At 56.2% G+C, this 19,273-nt stretch carries 16 protein-coding genes; 7 read left to right on the forward strand and 9 right to left on the reverse strand.

Annotated features, from left to right (window positions below; all coding sequences use genetic code 11):
- Positions 1–27: 27 nt before the first annotated feature.
- Entirely contained in the window at positions 28–312 is a 285-nt protein-coding gene (locus AC6IZD_RS14490) for a hypothetical protein (RefSeq protein ID WP_497784027.1), read from the reverse strand.
- A gap of 423 nt (positions 313–735) precedes the next feature.
- On the opposite strand from AC6IZD_RS14490, the gene AC6IZD_RS14495 reads away from it, so the two are divergent.
- Both AC6IZD_RS14495 and AC6IZD_RS14500 read left to right on the forward strand, forming a co-directional pair.
- Positions 736–1,944, forward strand: a complete 1,209-nt coding sequence (locus AC6IZD_RS14495; protein ID WP_497784028.1) for an efflux RND transporter periplasmic adaptor subunit — start codon at positions 736–738, stop codon at positions 1,942–1,944.
- 215 nt (positions 1,945–2,159) lie between these two features.
- Complete coding sequence (locus AC6IZD_RS14500; protein WP_497784029.1) at positions 2,160–2,957, forward strand: SAM hydrolase/SAM-dependent halogenase family protein; 798 nt, start codon at positions 2,160–2,162, stop codon at positions 2,955–2,957.
- A gap of 99 nt (positions 2,958–3,056) precedes the next feature.
- Here the strand turns inward: AC6IZD_RS14500 and AC6IZD_RS14505 are convergent, their stop codons facing one another.
- The 7 genes from AC6IZD_RS14505 to pilB form a co-directional block, all read right to left on the reverse strand.
- The gene (locus AC6IZD_RS14505) at positions 3,057–3,407 is read right to left on the reverse strand and encodes a DUF488 domain-containing protein (RefSeq protein WP_497784030.1); all 351 of its coding nucleotides are present in this window, start codon (positions 3,405–3,407) and stop codon (positions 3,057–3,059) included.
- A gap of 26 nt (positions 3,408–3,433) precedes the next feature.
- Complete coding sequence (locus AC6IZD_RS14510) at positions 3,434–3,577, reverse strand: hypothetical protein (RefSeq protein WP_497784031.1); 144 nt, start codon at positions 3,575–3,577, stop codon at positions 3,434–3,436.
- A gap of 253 nt (positions 3,578–3,830) precedes the next feature.
- Positions 3,831–5,210 carry a sigma-54-dependent transcriptional regulator gene (locus tag AC6IZD_RS14515; RefSeq protein ID WP_497784032.1) on the reverse strand — a complete coding sequence of 460 codons (1,380 nt, stop codon included), beginning with the start codon at positions 5,208–5,210 and terminating at the stop codon, positions 3,831–3,833.
- Between the two features lie 3 nt (positions 5,211–5,213).
- The gene (locus tag AC6IZD_RS14520) at positions 5,214–6,869 is read right to left on the reverse strand and encodes a two-component system sensor histidine kinase NtrB (RefSeq protein ID WP_497784033.1); all 1,656 of its coding nucleotides are present in this window, start codon (positions 6,867–6,869) and stop codon (positions 5,214–5,216) included.
- A 14-nt stretch (positions 6,870–6,883) separates the two neighbouring features.
- Positions 6,884–8,092, reverse strand: coding sequence for a type II secretion system F family protein (locus AC6IZD_RS14525; RefSeq protein WP_497784034.1), 1,209 nt, complete (start codon positions 8,090–8,092; stop codon positions 6,884–6,886).
- Between the two features lie 31 nt (positions 8,093–8,123).
- A complete protein-coding gene (locus AC6IZD_RS14530) occupies positions 8,124–9,233 on the reverse strand; it encodes a type IV pilus twitching motility protein PilT (RefSeq protein ID WP_497784035.1) in 1,110 nt (369 codons plus the stop codon).
- 25 nt (positions 9,234–9,258) lie between these two features.
- Positions 9,259–10,842 carry a type IV-A pilus assembly ATPase PilB gene (gene pilB / locus AC6IZD_RS14535; RefSeq protein ID WP_497784036.1) on the reverse strand — a complete coding sequence of 528 codons (1,584 nt, stop codon included), beginning with the start codon at positions 10,840–10,842 and terminating at the stop codon, positions 9,259–9,261.
- Between the two features lie 152 nt (positions 10,843–10,994).
- Here pilB and AC6IZD_RS14540 point away from each other — a divergent pair, with 152 nt between their 5' ends.
- From AC6IZD_RS14540 to AC6IZD_RS14555, 4 genes are all read left to right on the forward strand, one after another.
- A complete protein-coding gene (locus AC6IZD_RS14540) occupies positions 10,995–11,819 on the forward strand; it encodes an endonuclease III domain-containing protein (RefSeq protein WP_497784037.1) in 825 nt (274 codons plus the stop codon).
- 303 nt (positions 11,820–12,122) lie between these two features.
- Positions 12,123–12,965, forward strand: coding sequence for a response regulator (locus AC6IZD_RS14545; protein WP_497784038.1), 843 nt, complete (start codon positions 12,123–12,125; stop codon positions 12,963–12,965).
- A 91-nt stretch (positions 12,966–13,056) separates the two neighbouring features.
- Entirely contained in the window at positions 13,057–15,288 is a 2,232-nt protein-coding gene (locus AC6IZD_RS14550; RefSeq protein ID WP_497784039.1) for a sensor histidine kinase, read from the forward strand.
- Between the two features lie 15 nt (positions 15,289–15,303).
- Entirely contained in the window at positions 15,304–16,653 is a 1,350-nt protein-coding gene (locus tag AC6IZD_RS14555) for a sigma-54-dependent transcriptional regulator (RefSeq protein WP_497784040.1), read from the forward strand.
- Here the strand turns inward: AC6IZD_RS14555 and AC6IZD_RS14560 are convergent, their stop codons facing one another.
- Positions 16,654–17,097: a MarR family winged helix-turn-helix transcriptional regulator gene (locus AC6IZD_RS14560; RefSeq protein WP_497784041.1), complete on the reverse strand. Its 444-nt coding sequence runs from the start codon at positions 17,095–17,097 to the stop codon at positions 16,654–16,656.
- Positions 17,098–17,302: 205 nt separating this feature from the next.
- Here AC6IZD_RS14560 and AC6IZD_RS14565 point away from each other — a divergent pair, with 205 nt between their 5' ends.
- The gene (locus AC6IZD_RS14565; protein ID WP_497784042.1) at positions 17,303–19,120 is read left to right on the forward strand and encodes a TonB-dependent receptor plug domain-containing protein; all 1,818 of its coding nucleotides are present in this window, start codon (positions 17,303–17,305) and stop codon (positions 19,118–19,120) included.
- The last annotated feature ends 153 nt before the right edge of the window (positions 19,121–19,273 follow it).

A 19,273-nucleotide genomic window follows, 5' to 3' on the forward strand; every position in this document is an offset into this window, starting at 1 on the left:
GAGTTTAGGAGGGGCACCTGGCAGCGCTCAGCGCAGGCTTCGTCTCAACAATAGGAAGAAGATGCCCAGGATGGTGCCTACTATCGCGGCCAGCAAAAGGAAGTCTGTTCCGCTTCCGTCAACGTAAGCTTTGTAGATAAGGGACACGGTAAGGACGACATAAAAGATTACGGCGATGCCGTAGCCGAGAAGTATTGGCCGCGAGAGCTGGGGGAAGGGCCGGTTGCGCATGGCTTGATAGAACTGTTTTTCAGGAGTGTCCGCAGGCGGCTCGCGTCCGCTTACAGGCTGCGGAAGTATCTGTTCACGCATTTTGTAGCGCCTGCGTGCAGATCCTTCATCTGGAGGGGGCGTATTTTGCGACATTCTCGCAGCCTCTCAAAAACCGGTGGCCTTGGATTTTAGCATCGGGAGGTGCTGGTTCGGTTAAGGTGCAAGCAGTGTGCGTACCCCACATATGCCAACTGCAGGCATATGTGGGCCACCGGGCGAATTCCACGAGTTTAGGATGGGACGCCGATACAAAGGCAAAGTCAAAAACAAAAGAAGAAGAACCTCTGGAGCGCGCTGCGCGCGTTCGGTGTTAGAGCCCACATGCGCTCGCCAAAAGAGGCGAGCGTATATGGGGCACCCACGGCGCTTCGTGAAAATTAGTTTGGAACCGGAGGAGGTGGGCGTTCGTACATGAGGGTGTAAGCAGTTGAGTCTCGTGTTGCAGAGTTCGTGGAGGCGATCATGGCAAACGGCAACGGCAAGCGCCGGCGCAAAACGATTTGGATTGTGGCACTCATTGCTGTGGTGTGCCTGGTGGCTGTCGTTGGATTAACGGCGGCACGAAGCTCGGGCACGAAGATCGATCCGACGAAGCTGGCCAAGGTGGAGCGCGGCGATCTCGTCAAGAGTGTGGTGGCGACCGGAAAAGTCGAGCCGATCACGAAGGTCGAGATCAAGAGCAAGGCCAGCGGCATCGTGAAAAAGCTCTACATCGAAGCGGGCGATCATGTGAAGGCCGGGCAGGTGCTCGCCGAGCTTGATCGCGTGGAGATGGAAGCGCAGGTTCGGCAATCGGAAGCGCAGTTACAATCGGCTCAGGCTACGCAGCGTTCGGCAGAGGCTGACTTGTCGCGCTCGAAGGTGGATGCGGAGGGCGTCGATGTTCCGATGCTGAAGCGGACTTATGAGCGTGCGCTCTCGATGGCGAAGGATGGAGTGGTGTCGCATCAGGCGCTGGATGATGCCGAGAAGAATTATCAGCTCGCCGTAAATAAGCAGCATGTGGCGCAAGCGCAAGTGGTGGTGAACAACGCTAAGGTGCTACAGGCGCGGGCTGATGTGAGGCGCGCAGAAGCTACTCTGTCGCAGTTGCGCGAGCAACTGAGCTACACGACGATTGTGGCTCCGATTGATGGCATTGTGCTGTCGCGTGATGTCGAAGTGGGCGATGCGGTCAGCTCGATTCTGGTGATGGGTTCGTCGGCGACGCTGGTGATGACAATTGGCGACACGCGCGAAGTGTATGTGAAAGGCAAAGTAGATGAGAGCGATATAGGCAAGGTCTATTTGGGACAGCCAGCGAGGATTCGCGTGGAGTCATTCAAGGACAAGACGTTTGAAGGCAAAGTGACGAAGATTTCTCCGATGGGCGTGGAGAAGGAAAACGTTACGACCTTCGAAGTGCGGGTCTCGATCAACAACCCAGGCGGGGAGTTGAAAGCCATGATGACGGCGAACGCCGAGATGATTCTGGAAGAGCACAAGAACGTGCTGAACGTTCCGGAAAGTTCGCTGATTTACGACCAGAACAAGTCGGCTTCGGTGGAGATTCCTGATGCGAAAGCAAAAGAAGGAAAGGCCAAAGTCGCAGTGAAGGTTGGAATCTCGAATGGAGCGAAGACGGAACTTCTGAGCGGGCTCAAGGAAGGTCAGCAGGTGGTATTGCAGTAGGGCCAGATGAGTGGCTTCGCGAGGTAAAGGCAAGAGCAGGAAGTGGTGAACCTGTGTTCGGAGCGGAGATCGGAGGCACAGTCGGGGTTCTTCGCTTCGCTCAGGATGACACGAACTTCAAGAGCAAAAGCAAGGAGAAAAGTACGCCTGCTGCGATTCGTGGCAGGCGTTTTTTATTCGTGAAAGAATTGGAGTGAGTTGCATGGGAGGAACAATTGGCTGCTGGACGGCTGGTGACGCTTACGACGGATTTTGGAGCTTCGGATCACTTTGTGGGAACAATGAAGGGCGTGATTCTAGGAGTGAATCCCGCAGCGGAGATCGTGGACATATGCAATGCCGTTAGCTCGTATGACGTGCTGGATGGCGCGCTGACGATCGCGCAGGCCTACAAGTACTTTCCCGCAGACACGATCCATGTCGTGGTGGTCGATCCGGGAGTCGGCTCGACGCGTAGGCCGCTGCTGGTGGCGACCTCGAAACACTATTTCATTGCGCCAGACAATGGCGTGCTCTCACTGGTGATGGAGCAGGAAGAGCGCGTGTCGGTAAGGCACATCACAGCGGAACATTATTTTTTGCAGCCGGTAAGTAACACCTTTCATGGGCGGGATGTGTTCGCTCCGTGTGCGGGGTGGATGAGCAAGGGAGTCGAAGTAGCGAAGTTTGGTGAGGAGATCACGGACTACGTGCGATTCACGCTGCCGAAACCAAAGCGGGTGGCAGAACGCGCGGCAAAAGGCGCGGTGCTAAAGGTGGATAAGTTCGGGAATCTGATTACGAATTTCACACCGGACAATGCAGAAGAAGTCTTTGCCGCGGGCGCGCAGATGAGGATCACAGTAGGCCAGTCGAAGGCCGAGGGGATCAGTAGTAACTATGCGCAAGGGAAGCCGGGAGAACTGTTTGGAGTATTGAACAGCATGGGCTTTCTGGAGATTGCGTGCAATCGCGGAGCCGCAGCGCATGTGGCAAAAGCAGGCAGAGGAAGCGAAGTGCTGGTGGAATGGTAATGCGGCTGGGTGGTGAGTGACCTTGAGCAGTGGTTCAGGTTTGTATCGCGGTAGGGATCCTTCACTGCGTTCAGGATGACACGAAGGTCAAAAACAAGGTCATTGCTTCTTCGTTTCGAGGTAGTTCTTCAGCAAGAGGGCGCTGTTGTGCTCGGTGTCGCGGGCGGCGTAGATGAGAGTTACACGGCCGTGGCGGGAGGCGTCGAGGATGGGTTTCCAGGCGTCAGGGTTGGCGTCGAGTTCGGCGCGATAGCGTTTTTGGAATTCAGTCCACTTCGCGGGATCGTGCGAGAACCACTTGCGCAGTGCGGGGCTAGGTGAGACGTCTTTGAGCCAAGCGTCGAGAGGGAGATCGTCTTTCTTGATCCCGCGGGGCCAGAGGCGCTCGACAAGGTAGCGGATGCCGTCGGATTTACTTGCTGGATCGTAGGCGCGCTTGATTTCAATCATCCTGCAGGCCTCAAGACGTTAGATGATTATCCCCAATCCTGCGTCGAGGGGTTGCGGGGCTTCACGCGGGCGTAGTTGGACATCTTCGCGGTCCAGAGGAGAAATCGCCACATCTGGCGGTACTCGCGGGACATCAACTGTACGATTTGCAGCAGACCAAATTTTTCCATCTTCAAACCTGTGTAGGTTTCAAGCCGCCACTTGAGATAAGGGCTGCGCCATGGGGCGAGACGGTGTCCGCGAGTTGCGTTCCAGAGGAAGCGGAGGATGTACCACATAAGAAAAGGGTAGCAAAGGTGCAGCGCGGTTGGCGAGGACGGGCTGCGCAGAGGTTTCGCAAGGCTAGGGCAAGGTCAAGGTCAACTACCCCACCCTAAACTCGAAAAGAGCGAGTTTAGGATGGGGCACCCTCGAGATTTTTCTTTATGACAAGTCGTACTTTTTCATCATGTGGCGGAAGCTGCGGTAGCTGAGTTTCAGCAATTCGGCGGCACGGGTTTGGACTCCGTTGGAGCGGCGCAGCGCCGATTGCAGAAGGCTTTTCTCGAGGTCGGCTATGTAGCGCTCAAGATCGAGACCTTCGGGAGGGAGTGCCACGCCAAGGGCTCCGGCGTTACCAACGGCAGAAGGAATTGCGCTCGCGCTGGAGTTGGGCAGATCGACGCGAAGCTCTTCTTCGTTAGAAAGAGCGACGGAGCGCTCGATAGTATTTTCGAGCACGCGAACGTTGCCCGGCCAGTCGTATCCCTTCATGAGTTGCAGGCTTTGAGGTGAGAGGCGGACAACGTTCTTGCCCATTTGGACGGCGAACTTTTTGAGGAAGTGATTCGCGAGCAGCACGATGTCGTCTCCGCGGTCGCGAAGGGGCGGGACTTCGACGGGGATGACGCTGAGGCGGTAATAGAGGTCCTCTCGGAATTGGCCTTCTTGTACGAGCTTTAACAAATTTTTATTTGTGGCAGCGATAACACGTACGTCAACGGGCATCTCCTGCCCGCCGCCAACCGGACGAATACAACGCTCCTGCAACACGCGTAGCAGTTTGACTTGCATGCCGAGAGTTGTTTCGCTGATTTCATCGAGGAAGATGGTTCCGCCGCTGGCGAGTTCGAAGAGGCCGCGCTTGTTGGAGGTGGCTCCGGTGAAGGCTCCCTTGACGTAGCCAAAGAGTTCGCTTTCGAGAAGCGTTTCGGGGAAGGCTCCGCAGTTGACGCTGACGAATGGATTGCTTGAACGGGGCGAGCATGTGTGGATAGCGCGCGCGACGAGTTCCTTGCCAGTGCCACTCTCGCCACTGATGATTACGGTGCTGTTGGTGGTGGCTATGGTTCGGATCGTCTCTTTCAACTTACACATGGGCTCGCTCTCGCCAATGATGTTGTCGAGCGAGTTGCGTTGTGCAGCGTCGCGTAGAAGTGCGGCGTTCTGCTGGCGGAGTTGCGACCGATCCATCGCGAGGGCCGCGGCGCTCAGAACGTCTTCGAGGAGCTTGGGGCCTTTGCGAATGTAGTAGAACGCTCCGGCGTTGAGCGCCTCGATGGGCACTTCGCTGTCATCAACGGCAGTGATGACGATGACCTGTGTGTCGGGCGAAACGCGGCGCGAGTGCTGTAGAACTTCCATGCCAGTGACATTAGGCATGCGAACGTCGGTGATGACAATGTCGTAGAGACTGGAGTCGATCTTGCGACAGGCCTGCTCGCCAGAGGTCACGGTCTCAACGCGGTGGCCCTGGTTCTGAAACGCGATCTGCAGCATTTGGCAGATGGAGCGTTCATCATCACAGACTAGGATGTGTCCCATCAATTACCTGCTTTCATGGCTGTGACCAAGCCCGTGGATGTTGGCTGCATTGAGCGAAGCACGAGGTGCGGCGCTCTCGGAAGGAGCCTGAGCGAAGAGCAATGTGAATTCGGTTTGCCCTGCCTCGGAGCGCACGCTGATGTGCGCGTTGTGAGCCTGGATGATGCGATAGACGATGGCAAGTCCGAGGCCTGTGCCGCCTTCGAAACCGGACTGGAAGGGCTCGAAAATCTTTTCGAGAATATGCGGCGGAATGCCCGCCCCGCTGTCGCGAAAACGTACGCGCCACTGGTTCTCGTATTCATCGAGCAACACGGTCATGGTGCCACCATTAGGCATGGCACGCATGGCGTTGGTGGCGAGGTTCCAGAAGACCTGCTTCAGCTTATCGCCGTCACCCTGAATGAAGGCTTCAGGAACGGCGAAGAGGTGCTCGATGTTGATGTTTGAATCGCGATTGCCGAGCAGGATGAGAGTATCGGCAAGCAGCTGACAAAGATCTACGCGGGCGTTCTGAAAACCACGATCACGCGAGTAGGTGAGGAAGTCGGAGATGATTGCGTTGAGCCGCTCGGATTCGCGCGTAACAATGTCGAGCAGCGCTCGTTGATCGTCGGTGAGCGCGGGAACGCGGGTGAGCATCTTCACCGATCCGGCAATGGACGAGAGCGGATTGCGAATCTCGTGGGCTATGCCGGAGGCAAGGCGTCCAACGGCGGCAAGGCGATCACGCAATTGCAACTCGTGCTGCAGGCGGCGGATCTCGGTGAGATCGGTAAAGGTGTAGATGTAGCCGATGGTGGCGCCTTTGGTGTTCTTGAGCGCGCTGCACCCGAGGCCAAACATCCTGTCAGCACCGCCCGGGGTGCGTGTGTGGACTTCAATGCGAGGAGCTCCGGGACGAGGCAGGGGTTCGAAGAACAGATGGTGGGCGTTGAGGCGCTCAAACTCCGATTCGCTGCGTCCGAGAAGTGCCTGCGCGGCGGGGTTCACGAGCTTGATGTTGCCTTCTAGGTCGGTGGTGATCAGTCCGCTGGAGATGGACTGGACGATGTTCTCCTGAAGAGCCTGAAGGTTTTCGAGCTCGGAGCTTTTGTCGGCCAGTTCGCGCCCGGCCTGGCGCATTCGGTTGGCCAGCTTGTTTGCAAGGTAGGCCACCGAGACGTACGCAAACAGGTTGATGAAGATGATGGCCTGTAGCGATTTGAGATCGGGCCGAGTGTAGGAATAGGAATGGATGAGCTCGAAATACGAGAGCTCAAGCATTCCGCCCATCATGACGAACGAGAGGCCAGCGACAATGTATGCCCAACTCTCGGACAGGAGCGTGCTGGCAACAATGATGATGAGCGGGTACAGGAAGTTGAATGAAGTATCGATGCCACCCGTTGTGTAAATAACGATGGTTGCGAAAATCAGGTCCGTAACAACCTGCAACTTCGACTGCAAGCGCCAGTCCGCCTTGCGGACGAACAGGAATATGTGTACTCCCGCGACCAAGTACCAGGCCAGAATTACAGATACGAAGAGGCGTCGGTCGACGTTGGTCGTCGTGAGAGTGGTGATCGCCAGTTCGATGGCGAGCAGGACCGTGATGATAATGACGCGGACCTTGACCAGCCATTCCAGCCAGATCCGCTCATTGATTCCTGATGCCATGCACCTTCCCCCGATTAGCCTGCGAGCTTGGCAATCATGGAGAATAACGGCAAGTACAGCGAGATAACAACACCGCCCACAGCTACGCCGAGGAAGCTGATGAGCAGCGGTTCCATCATCGCCAACATATCGCGCGTGGCCGCATCTACTTCATCTTCGTAGAAGTCCGCGATCTTCTGAAGCATGCTGTCCATGGCACCGGTAGCTTCGCCCACACCGATCATCTGCGTGACCATGTTGGGGAAAACTCCGCTCTCGCGCAGAGGATCGACGATGGTACGGCCTTCCTCAATGGAGCTTCGAACCTTCATCAGAGCACGCTCGAGCACGGCATTGCCCGAAGTGCGAGCGGTGATAGCAAGGCCGTCAAGAATAGGCACGCCGGAGGAGATGAGTGTTCCGAGGGTGCGGGTAAAACGGGCCACGGCAATCTTACGGAGAACCTGTCCGAAGATGGGAAGGTTCAACATCAACTTATCGGTTTGGAATAATCCCTCGGGCGTCTTGCGAATGTATTTGACAGCCACAACCAGCAAACCGACAGCGAGAAAGATGAGCCACCAGAATTCCTGAATGAACTTGGAAAGATCGATGACGAACTGAGTGGGCGCCGGCAGAGCCACGCCGAGTCCAACGAAGAGGTTGGCGAAGATCGGCACGACGAACTTGAGCAGGGCTCCGACTACGAGAAGAGCAATAACAATGACCGAGACAGGGTAGACGAGCGCAGACTTAATGGCGGCCTTCATCTTGACCGCTTTTTCGACGTAGGACGAAATGCGCTGAAGAATGGTGTCAAGGATACCGCCAGATTCACCTGCCTCAATCATATTGGTGGTGAGTTCGTCGAAGATCTTGGGATATGAGCGCAGGGCGTTTGCCAGTGTCGAACCGCCTTCAACCGAGCCTCGAACCCCAAGCAGCGCCTGCTTGAACGTGGGATTCTCCTGGTTGTTACCGAGGATTTCGAGACACTGCACCAGAGGCAAGCCTGCATCGATCATGACGGAGAACTGGCGGAAAAAGACAGCTAGTTCCTTGGCCTTGACGCTGCGTGCACCAATCTGGATGTTGAAGCTCTTGCCGCCCTTTTCCTTTATGACCTTGGTCTGAATGCGTTCGCGGGCCAGCGCGGCTCGAAGCACCTGCTTGTTTTCAGCGGCACGCTCGCCCTGCACTTTCTCGCCTGTTGAACTGACTCCCTGCCATGTATAAACCGGCATTGTGACCTCTCTGCTCCATCGAACTTAGGTGCTACTTGCGCCCTACGTAGCCAGCGGTGGACTTAGCCCCGTTGTTGGCGCGATTGATCATTTCCTGCAACTCATCGACGTTGGAGGAGCGCGCAAGGGCTGTCTCCAGCGTGATGGCCTTCTGCATATACAAAGTCATCAGCGACTGATTAAAAGTCTGCATGCCATGCTTGTCCTGACCGGACTGCATGGAGGAGTAAATTTGGTGAATCTTGTCCTCGCGGATCAGGTTGCGGATGGCAGGGTTGGGAACCAGAATTTCCATGGCCATGGCGCGGCCCTGGCCTCCAGCCTTCGGCAGCAACGCCTGGCAGAGCACGCCTTCGAGCACGAGCGAAAGCTGTGCACGAATCTGCGGCTGCTGGTGCGCCGGGAACACGTCGATCACACGGTTGATAGTCGATGCCGCTGAGTTGGTGTGCAGCGTGCCGAAGGTCAAGTGTCCGGTTTCCGCGATGCGCAGCGCCGCCTCAATGGTCTCAAGATCGCGCATTTCTCCGATGAGAACTACGTCAGGATCTTCGCGGAGTGCAGCGCGGAGCGCTGCCCCAAACCCCTTTGTGTCCTGGTGAATTTCGCGCTGGTTCACAAGGCAGTTCTTGTGCGGGTGCACAAACTCGATCGGGTCCTCGATGGTGATGATGTGTTCGTGGCGCTCGCTGTTGATCTTGTCGATCATGGCAGCGAGAGTCGTGGACTTACCCGAGCCAGTAGGACCCGTAACCAGGATCAAGCCGCGCGGGCGGTCGCAGAGCTTCGCAACCACGGGCGGAAGGTTGAGCTGATTGAAGCTCTTGATTTCGTACGGAATGACACGAAAGACAGCCGCGACGGCTCCGCGCTGGTTGAAGATGTTGGCACGAAAGCGAGCGAGTCCCTTGAGACCGAAAGAAAAGTCGAGTTCGAGGTCTTCCTCGAAGCGATGCTTCTGCGCATCGGTCATCACAGAGTACGCGAGTTGCTTGGTGTCAGCGGGAGCCAGCGGGGGCATATCTAGCGGCTGGAGGTGTCCGTGAACACGCACCTGCGGCGGCGAATTGGTGGTGACGTGAAGATCGCTTCCGCTGAGTTCAAGCAACTTCTTTAACAAATCGCTGAGTGTTACCGGCATCCCTACTCCGTGCTTTCCTTAGTCTTTATAGAACCGTTTCGCGCAGAACCTCGTCCATGGTGGTGAGGCCTTGCAGGATCTTGATGACTCCGCTTCGGCGCAGCGTGATCATTCCGTTCTCGACAGCCTTCTTCTTGAGTTCGAGCGACGATGCACCGATCAGAATCAGTTCCCGCAACGAGTCGTCGACTTCCATGACCTCGTAAAGCGCGGTGCGGCCCTTGTATCCGGAACCATTGCACTTTTCGCACCCACGACCCTTCATGACGCGGGCGGTGCGAGCTTCCTGCTGCGTGAAGCCGGCCTTGAGCAACACGTTGGTCGGAACATCTACGGGCTGGGTGCAATTGGTGCAAATGCGGCGAATGAGGCGCTGGGCCACGATGAGGTGTATTGACGTGGCGACAAGGAACGGCTCAATGCCCATGTTCATGAGGCGGGACACAGTCTCGGGCGCACCGTTGGTGTGCAAGGTGCTGAGTACGAGGTGTCCGGTGAGAGCGGCCTTGATAGCAATTTCAGCAGTCTCGAAGTCGCGGATTTCGCCGACGAGAATGATGTTGGGATCCTGACGCAGGAAAGAACGCAGGGCGGCCGCGAAATTGAGGCCAATCTGCTCCTTCATCTGAACCTGATTCACTCCCTGCAACTGAAATTCAACCGGGTCCTCGGCGGTCATGATGTTGGTATCGGGCTTATTGAGCAGCGAAATCGCCGAATACAACGTGTTCGTTTTGCCGGAACCGGTAGGGCCGGTGACGAGCACCATTCCGTATGGCTTGAGGATGGCTTTGGTGAATTTCTCAAGCGACTCGGGCTCGAAGCCAAGCTGCGTCATGTCGAGGCGCAGATTATCTTTGTCGAGCAAGCGCATTACGATCTTTTCGCCCCAGAGCGTTGGCAGCGTGCTGACACGCCAATCGAGCTGGCGGCGACGCCCGTTGATGCGCATGCGGATCATGATGCGTCCGTCCTGCGGGAGGCGCTTTTCGCTGATGTCGAGTCGGGCAAGAATCTTGATACGGGAGATGATGGCATCGCGAAGTTTTTGCGGTGGCTTCATCAACTCCTGGAGTAGGCCGTCGACGCGCAGACGGACACGGTACTCTTTTTCATAAGGCTCCAAGTGCACGTCGCTGGCCCCGGCCTTGACGGCTTCGGCGAGGATGACGTTCACAAGGCGAATGATGTTGACGTCTTCTGCGGCCGCCTCGAGATCGGCAAGCGAGGCTTCTTCGCCTTCAAGATCCCCGTCCTCGGCATCGAAATCGTCACTGTAGTCGGCTAAGGGGTCGCCAGCATCCGGATCCTTCTCGATGGTGCCGGGTTCGGGCGCATTGTAGGCGTATTCAATCGCTTCCAGAATGGCCGTCTCACTGCCTACCAGCGGCTCGATGTTGTATCCGGTGATGAATTTCAGATCATCGAGCGCCCGATAGTTAGTCGTATCCACCATAGCGACCTGAAGCGAAGTGCCCACACGTCCGAGAGGCAGAATCTTGTACTTACGCGCAACATCGATCGAGACCAGTTTCACGATCTTGGGATCGATCACATAATTATTAGGATCGAATGCTGCGACTTGAGGACCTTTCGGTGGCGTTGCCAAATCTATCCTCACTTAGAAAAATCAAAATTCAGGGTGGCAGGGCTCCGCAGGCAGGCGAATCCCGTCAAAGACAAAGTGCGCGCATTGAGCCACCGTTGACTGCAGAGTAGCAGCTTGACATTAATTGTCAATTGGATGGAACTCGGAAAGTCATGACGAAGGGACTACAACGGGCTGGAACCCGGACCAAACCGGTTCTACACACTGGGCACCTGAAGAAGCAGGGAGAACAAATCCGGCGCATATTCCTTACTTTGGAAGCCACGATGGGACGCCAGCACTGGTGGCCAGCGGATTCGGCCTTTGAGGTAGTCGTCGGCGCCTACCTGGCTCAAAACACATCATGGAATAACGTCGAACGAGCAATGGCCAACCTGCGCCAAGCAGGAGTGCTGTCGTTGGACGGTATCCGGCGGATTCCAGTCGAAGACCTGGAGCTGCTGGTGCGTCCGGCAGGGTACTTCAGGCAGAAGGCGGCACGGCTCAAGCTGTTTGTCGCTCATTTGGACGCGAACTATGGCGGCTTGCTGGAGAAGATGTTTCAGGTTCCGACTGAGGAACTGCGGAGAGAACTGCTGGGGCTGACCGGGATCGGACCGGAGACTGCTGACTCGATCCTACTGTATGCAGCGAACCAACAGGTCTTTGTGGTGGACACGTACACGCGACGCATCTTCGGCCGCCACGGGTTGGTGGCTGAAGACGCACCATATGAGGAGATACGTCTTGCAGTGCAGGAGGCTCTGCGCGAAGCGTGCGTTCCGCTGGAAAACGGCAAAGGTGCAGCATCACTGCCCGAAGAATTCGTGATTCACGCGCCATCGACCGCTTCGCAGATGAAACGAAGCGAACTGGCGAGAAGATACAACGAATTCCACGCGTTGCTGGTGCAGACGGCAAAACACTTCTGCGTAAAGGGAACGCCAAAGTGCGAAGGATGCCCGCTACGCGGAATTGAGAGTGAATTTCCGGTGTGATGTCTTCGCACCCGAAAGTGACCAGCACACGAATGCTAGAGCGCAGACCTGATCTCGGCAGCGACCACTCTGAGCGCGGACGCACAATAGACTGGACCTTGATGTTTGGTACGCAAAACCCTCGGCGACAGTGTCGAGGGTTTTTGCTTATTTCTTGACTGCATACGTCAGATGTGCAAAATCATTAGTTCCAAATCGGGAACGTTCCCAAGGAGCATTCGGCTTTTCACTTATGCCCAGCGCGTTTGCGCCATACTGTAGGGCGTTGTTGCTTGGCAGCCCTGTCTGGGATAGGAGTCTGCAATGAAAGCAAAACGCGTCTTGTTCGTCGACGACGAGGCGGGCATTCGACTAACCTTCCCGGAAATCCTCAAACTAAAAGGCTTCGAGGTCACAACCGCAGCTACGGTTTCCGAAGCACTGCGCGAGATCACCACAAAGCAGTTCGATATTCTGATTTCCGACCTGAACATTGGAGAGCCCGGAGACGGATTCACAGTAGTCAGCGCGATGCGGCGCACTCAACCGGATTGCATCAACCTGATCATGACCGGGTTCCCGGCTTTCGAAGATGCGCTATCCGCCATTCAACGCCAAGTAGACGACTATGTGGTGAAGCCAGCGCGAGTGGATGAGCTTGTCACGTTGATCGAAAAGATCGCGCACAAGTCGGCCCCTCGGGAATCAAGGCAGCCGATGAGATTGGCCGCTCTACTTCACGAACACGCGGAAGAGATCAGCGCAAAAGTGCTCCTCAGGATGAAGGTAGACCCCACGCTTGCTTCCATGCCCCTGACGGATGCACAACGCATCGATCATCTAGAAGCGATTCTTCATGAACTTGCAACCCAGTTGGAGTCGCCTGACCCGGACGAGCCAACAGACCAGTCGTTGATTGCCAGTTTCGAGCATGGGAAGCAGCGTATGCACGACGGCTACAGCATCTCGATGCTGGTGAGTGACATGTCTCTGGTGGACGAAGTGGTTTATGACGTCGTGCGCGAGCGGTTGCTGATGATGGACACCAGTCATCTCGTAATTGACCTGAAGCGCTTCAACCTGGGGCTGCAAACCAGCTTGAAACGTGCCATCCATGCGTTTTGGGCTGAGACTGGTAGTCCAGCCACGCGAACTCACCGGGAATAGAGACTTGCAGAAACCTTATCTGCACCACGTATTTGCTTTTCCACGACAAATCGTGTCTTTTCTGCACTAGAATCACAGTCGAGAGGTTTCGTTGACCACGCCTCAGCCAACTCGCTCGCGGCGCCGCCGGCTTTCGTGGCTTGGTGCCGGAATAGCCCTGCTGGTATTTGTGATCTTCTCGCAGCAGTGGTTCAACCTGAAGTTCCTGCGTCCGGATTCCCTGATTCAGACATTTGTCTTTGCGGCACTCTCGGCGCTGATCTTTCTGGCGCTGGTGGCGCTGATCTTCGTGCTGCTGCGCACACTGCTAAAGCTCTATCTGGAGCGGCAGGCCGGAGCGGCAGGGTCGCGATTCCGAAGCAAGATGGTGCTGGGCGCACTGGTGCTGTCATTCGGGCCAGTGATCGCCATGTTCCTCTTTGCCTATGGGCTGATGAATCGCTCGATAGACAAATGGTTTTCGCAACCGATCGAGGAAGTGCATGGTCGCAGCGCTGCGGTCGCCGAGTTGTTGATCAGTTATGCAGGACAGAACGCGCAGGCACAGGCGCGGGCAATTGCGACCAGTCCAGAGGCACTGAAGACATTTCACTCCGGAAAATTCGGCAGTTTGGTGCAGCAGTTTCGGGAGCATGAAACCGTGCTGCAAGGCGGATTTGCGCTGGCGATCTACAAGGGAGAACTAGAAGCCAGCTTTGGAGCTCCGCTACCGTGGAGTGCGCTGCGCAACGCGCTTCCGAACGTGACGACACTCGGCAACAAGTCTGGACAATTCACGCTCAACAACCGCGAATACATTCTTGGCGTGGCTCCGGTAGAGAACCTTGGGTACGTGGCAATCGCACTGCCGCTGCCGGACAATTACAGCCAGGCACTCTCACAACTGGATCAGAGCGAGCGCAGGTATCAAGATCTACGCCGCAACAACAAGCTCATTAGACAGACGTACATGCAGGCACTGCTGCTGATCACGTTGCTGGTGCTGTTTGGAACAACGTGGTCTGCACTGGCACTGAGCAAGGTTGTGACGCGCCCGGTGACAGCTTTGGCCGAAGGCACGCAGGCAATTTCGGCAGGCAAGCTCGACTATCGAGTAGATGTGTATGCGGGTGACGAGCTTGGACAATTGGTGGGTTCGTTTAACACTATGGCCGCCGAGTTGGAGAGCAATCGCCGCCAACTGCAAGATGTGAATGCCCGACTCGAAGAACGCAGGCTGCACATGGAAACCATCCTGGAGAGCATTCCTTCAGGCGTGCTCTCGATGGACGATTCGGGACAAGTGATGCGAGTGAATGCTGCGCTGATTCGCATGTTCCAGCCGAAGGGAGTGCAGCAACAAGGCATACAAAGCGGATTGCGACTGGCAGATCTGTTCCCTGCAGATACCGACGTCGCTGACGATATTCGAAGGCTGACGCGCAAGGCTGACCGCATGGGCACGACAACCGCGCAAATGGAAATTTCGAATGGCGAACGAAGCCTCGAGGTGAGCGTCACGGTAGCTTCGATGAGCGGAGGTCAGCAACGCAGACGCCTCGGCTACGTGATCGTTTTCGAAGACATGAGCGATTTGCTGAAAGCTCAGAAGCAGGTTGCATGGCGCGAGGTAGCGCGCAGGGTGGCGCACGAAATCAAAAATCCGCTGACGCCGATTGCACTCTCGGCCGAGCGCATCAAGCGACACATTGAACGCGGAGTACGCGACGAAGCACAATCGCGATCCATCATCGAAAACTGTACGAATACGATCAGCAGCGCCGTGGAATCGGTCCGAAAGCTGGTGGACGAGTTCTCGACCTTGGCGCGATTTCCGCAATCGCAACCTCATCCAGCAGACCTGAACCACATTGTGATGAACGCCATGTCGCTGTTCGATGGGAGGCTCGCGGACGTGAATGTGAGGCTGGATCTTGCACCGGACCTGCCGAACGTGATGGCCGATCCCGAGGCGATCAAGCGAGTCGTGGCGAACCTGGTGGACAACGCTGCCGAGAGTATGAAGAACGCTGTGGTGCGGGAAATCCGCATTTGCACGTCGTTGCTTGATACGCGGGACGCAGTCGAGATTGAAATTGCCGACACGGGCGAGGGTGTTTCAGCCGAGACGAAGGAGAAGCTGTTCCTGCCCTACTTCTCGACCAAAGCGCGAGGCACGGGACTCGGGTTGGCAATTGTGGCGCGCATTCTGGAAGATCACAACGCAACGATCCGCGTGGAACAGAATCATCCAGTAGGAACGCGGTTCGTGGTGGAACTTCCGGTGGCGACGAACTCTGGAGCATCTGCCGAAGAAGAAGCTGAAACTCGCGAGCAAGCTTAAGAAGGAAAGGAAACGATGACGCACATCCTGGTGGTGGACGACGAACCGAGCATTCGCGAGACGCTGGGCGGCATTCTTGAAGATGAAGGCTATCGCGTGACTCCCGCCGAGGATGGCGAGAGCGGGCTGGCACTAATTCGCGACCAGCATTTTGATGTGGTGCTGCTGGACATCTGGATGCCGCAGATGGACGGCTTGGCCGTGCTGCAGCAGGTGAAAGATTTGGAAGACCGTCCGGAAGTGGTCATGATTTCCGGACACGGCACCGTGGAGACTGCCGTGAAGGCCACTAAGCTGGGCGCGTATGACTTCCTAGAAAAACCGCTGTCACTCGATAAGACTCTGATCGTCGTGAAAAACGCAGCCGAAGCACGCAAGCTACGCACGCAGAACCAGGAACTGAAGCGCCAGATGTCGCACGCCGAAATCGTTGGCGAGAGTATTCCGATGAAGGCGCTACGACAGCAGATTGGGTTGATGGCAGCGACGAACGGACGCGTGCTGATCTACGGCGAAAGCGGGACGGGCAAAGAGTTGGTGGCGAGAGCGATCCACGCACAGAGCCTGCGCAAAGACGAGATGTTTGTGGAAGTGAATTGTGCGGCGATTCCCGAAGACCTGATCGAGAGCGAGCTATTTGGCTACTGTAAGGGCGCGTTCCCCGGAGCCGACACGGAGAAAGAAGGCAAGCTGCGCAAGGCTGATGGCGGAACACTCTTCCTGGACGAAGTGGGCGACATGAGTCTGAAGACGCAGTCGAAAGTGCTGCGCATGCTCGACGAAGGACGATTCGCTCCGGTAGGAATGGAGGACCCGATCACAGTGAACGTGCGCGTGATCGCCGCGACAAATAAGGATTTGGAAGAGGAGATTGCGCGAGGAAATTTCCGCGAAGACCTGTTCTACAGGCTGAACGTTGTGCCATTTGTGGTGCCCCCTCTGCGCGAACGCAAAGAAGATATCCCCGTGCTGGCGCGACACTTCCTCAAGGAATTCTCAAGCCAGTACAGCCGCAGAACGAAAGAAATTACAGACGATGGAATCGAAGTTCTGACGCGTTACTCCTGGCCAGGAAACGTTCGCGAGTTGCGCAACGTGATTGAGCGCGTGGTGATTATGAATCCGACGGTGCAGAGGCTGGAACGTAAGCATTTGCCTTCGATGCTCTATCGCGAAGGAACAAGGCGGTCGCTGGGCGAGTTCAGCACGCTGCACGAAGCTCGCGCGGCCTATGAGCGTGATTACATTCTGAAAAAGCTCGACGAAAACAACGGAAACGTGAGCCGCACAGCCGAAGTTCTGGGATTGGAACGCAGTCATCTTTATCGCAAGATGAAGGCGCTGGGAATCGCCGTAAAAGAATAGCTACAGAACAGGGGCAAGCGCCTCGAGTTTGTGGATGGTTTCCAGAGTCTCGCTCAGGCGCGCCTTGCCCACCTCCTTCTCGAACTCTGCCTGCAGTTTGTCGAAGGCGCGAATGACGCGCAGAGCACATCGCTTGCCCTGCGGCTTCAATGACAACAAATAGGACCGGGCGTCGGAGGGATCGATCTCACGCTGCAGGAAGCCCTTGGCCTCAAGCGATGAAATGCAATGGCTCACGTTGCCGCGAGTGGTCGCAAAGGTTTCGGCCAATTGCGAAGGCTTAGCCGAGACCGGAGCATCGAAGAAGATGGCAGCGAGAACGAGGCCCTCGAGGAAGGTAAGACTGTCGGCAGCTAAAGCCTGGCTGGCGAGGGCATCGAAACGACGAGCGGCTCGGTTGACGGTGAACATAGGGCTTTGTCGAAGGAAAGCATCGATGCGCATGGTTTCATTCTACATAATTGAACCGTTCAACTATTAAGCACCTTATTTAAGCATCATTGAAATGGCAGCTACTCGCAACCAGAATGAACGGTGGTATTGGAACCGGAGTTGGTGACCTACTTGGTGGAGGAGATTGGACGGCAGTTGAGATCCTTCGCTTTGCTCAGGGATGACACCCGTAAAGGAAACAAAAGCGAGCAATCACATGAAGATTTGGGCATTCATACTCATTTGCTGTTCGGTAGCACTAGCACAAGGCATTCCGGAAGCGAGCCCGGCGACGCCGGATGGGAACAAGCCACTTCACCACCAAGAAAAGGTAGTGGTGACGGGAAGCTACGACGTCGTTCCGCTGGAGGAAACAGACCGCAGCGTGAGCACCGTGGAAGTGGGCCAGTCTCCGGCTGAGTATCGCAACTGGGCGGACGTGCTGCAGCAGGATTCTTCTCTCGACGTGCGTGAGCGCGCACCGGGGACCTCGGCCGATATTTCTATTCGCGGATCATCGTTCGGCGAAACATTGATACTCGTGAATGGATTGCGTCTCAATGACGCGCAGACCGGACACAACAATCTGGATATTCCCTTCCCTTTTGAGTCGGTACAGCGGGTCGAGGTGCTGAAAGGCTCGGGCTCGACGCTGTACGGTTCGGACGCAATGGGTGGAGCAGTGAACTTCATAACGCGGGTGCCGGAAGCCACCGAGGTCAGACTGGGAGCGGGGATCGGGAACTTCGGGACGAATCAGCAGAACGGTGCGCTGACGTATGCGCGGAAGCAGTTTGCCGAACAACTGACCTTTGTGCGAGAGCTTTCGACTGGATTCATACAGAATCGCGATTACCGTAACCTGGCAATCGCCTCGGAGACTTCGATTGGCACAGCACTGGGGCGCAGTGATGTTCTGCTGGGTATCAGCGACCGGCCTTATGGAGCACAGGGCTTTTATGGGAGCTACCCAAGTTGGGAGCGCGGGAAGGGCTGGCTGGCGGCGTGGACTCAGCCGATTGGAACGCAGACGATTGCTGATTTCGGATATCGGCGGCACACGGATGAGTTCGTGCTGTTTCGCACGAGGCCATCGGTGTACGAGAACAACCACGTAGATGAGTCGTACCAGGCAGCACTGCGCAGATTCGAAAAGCTTGGGGAGACCATGCGCGTGTATTACGGTGTGGACGGCATTCGCGAATCGATTGCCAGCTCCAATCTTGGACGACATCAACGGGATCAGGGTGGATTCTATGCAGCTTTCGATGCGAGGACGCTACGCAGGTTCTCAGTGAACGTAGGTGCGAGGGAGCAGATCTATACAGCAGGGCGGCAGGTTTTCAGTCCATCTGTTTCGGGTGCGTACTGGGCGAGCAGCCGGATAAAGCTCCGGGCGTCGGCGTCGCATGCTTTCAGGCTGCCGACTTACACGGACCTTTACTACAGCGATCCGGCGAACATTGGGAACCCCAACCTCAAACCGGAGTCGGCATGGAGCTTTGAGGGCGGAGTGCAGATTGCGATTACGCGGGGACTGGTGCTGGATGCTGACGTGTTCCATCGACGTGACCGCGACGTGATCGACTATGTACGCGCGACGAATTCAACGGGTCCATACACGGCAGGAAATATCGACAACTTGAGCTTCACGGGAACCGAGATTGATCTGCGGTGGGAACTGCCGCGGCAACAGCGCGTTGAACTAGCATACACAGGAATGCACGGTTCGGCGGCGACGCTGAATGGGATGCAATCGAAATATGCATTTAACTATCCTGAGCACTTGGCGGTGGCGACTTGGTGGAGCCGGGCGGCTGGATTCGATTCGCGATTTCGCGTCATGGCCTTGCAGAGGTTTGAGACCGGTGCTTATCCACTGGTGGAGTGGACAGTGGGTCGCGAATTCCGCTACGTGAAGCCTTACGTGCAACTGACAAACCTCACGGACACGAGCTACCAGGACATTCCCGGTGTGCCTATGCCGGGTCGTGGCGTGATTGCAGGGCTGGAGTTGAGGTGGAAATCGAAGTAGATATTTGACCACTATCCCACATTCGCAGAAATGGCGGATGTGGGCACCCGTTCGATACAAAACCTCTCATCGATATCATCCTTTCTGAACTAAGGTGTGCCCTCTAGGTGGCCTTTCAAGACGAATACCTCTAAAAATCCTAGATGAACAAAC

The sequence above is a fragment of the Koromonas humicola genome, from assembly GCF_059726255.1.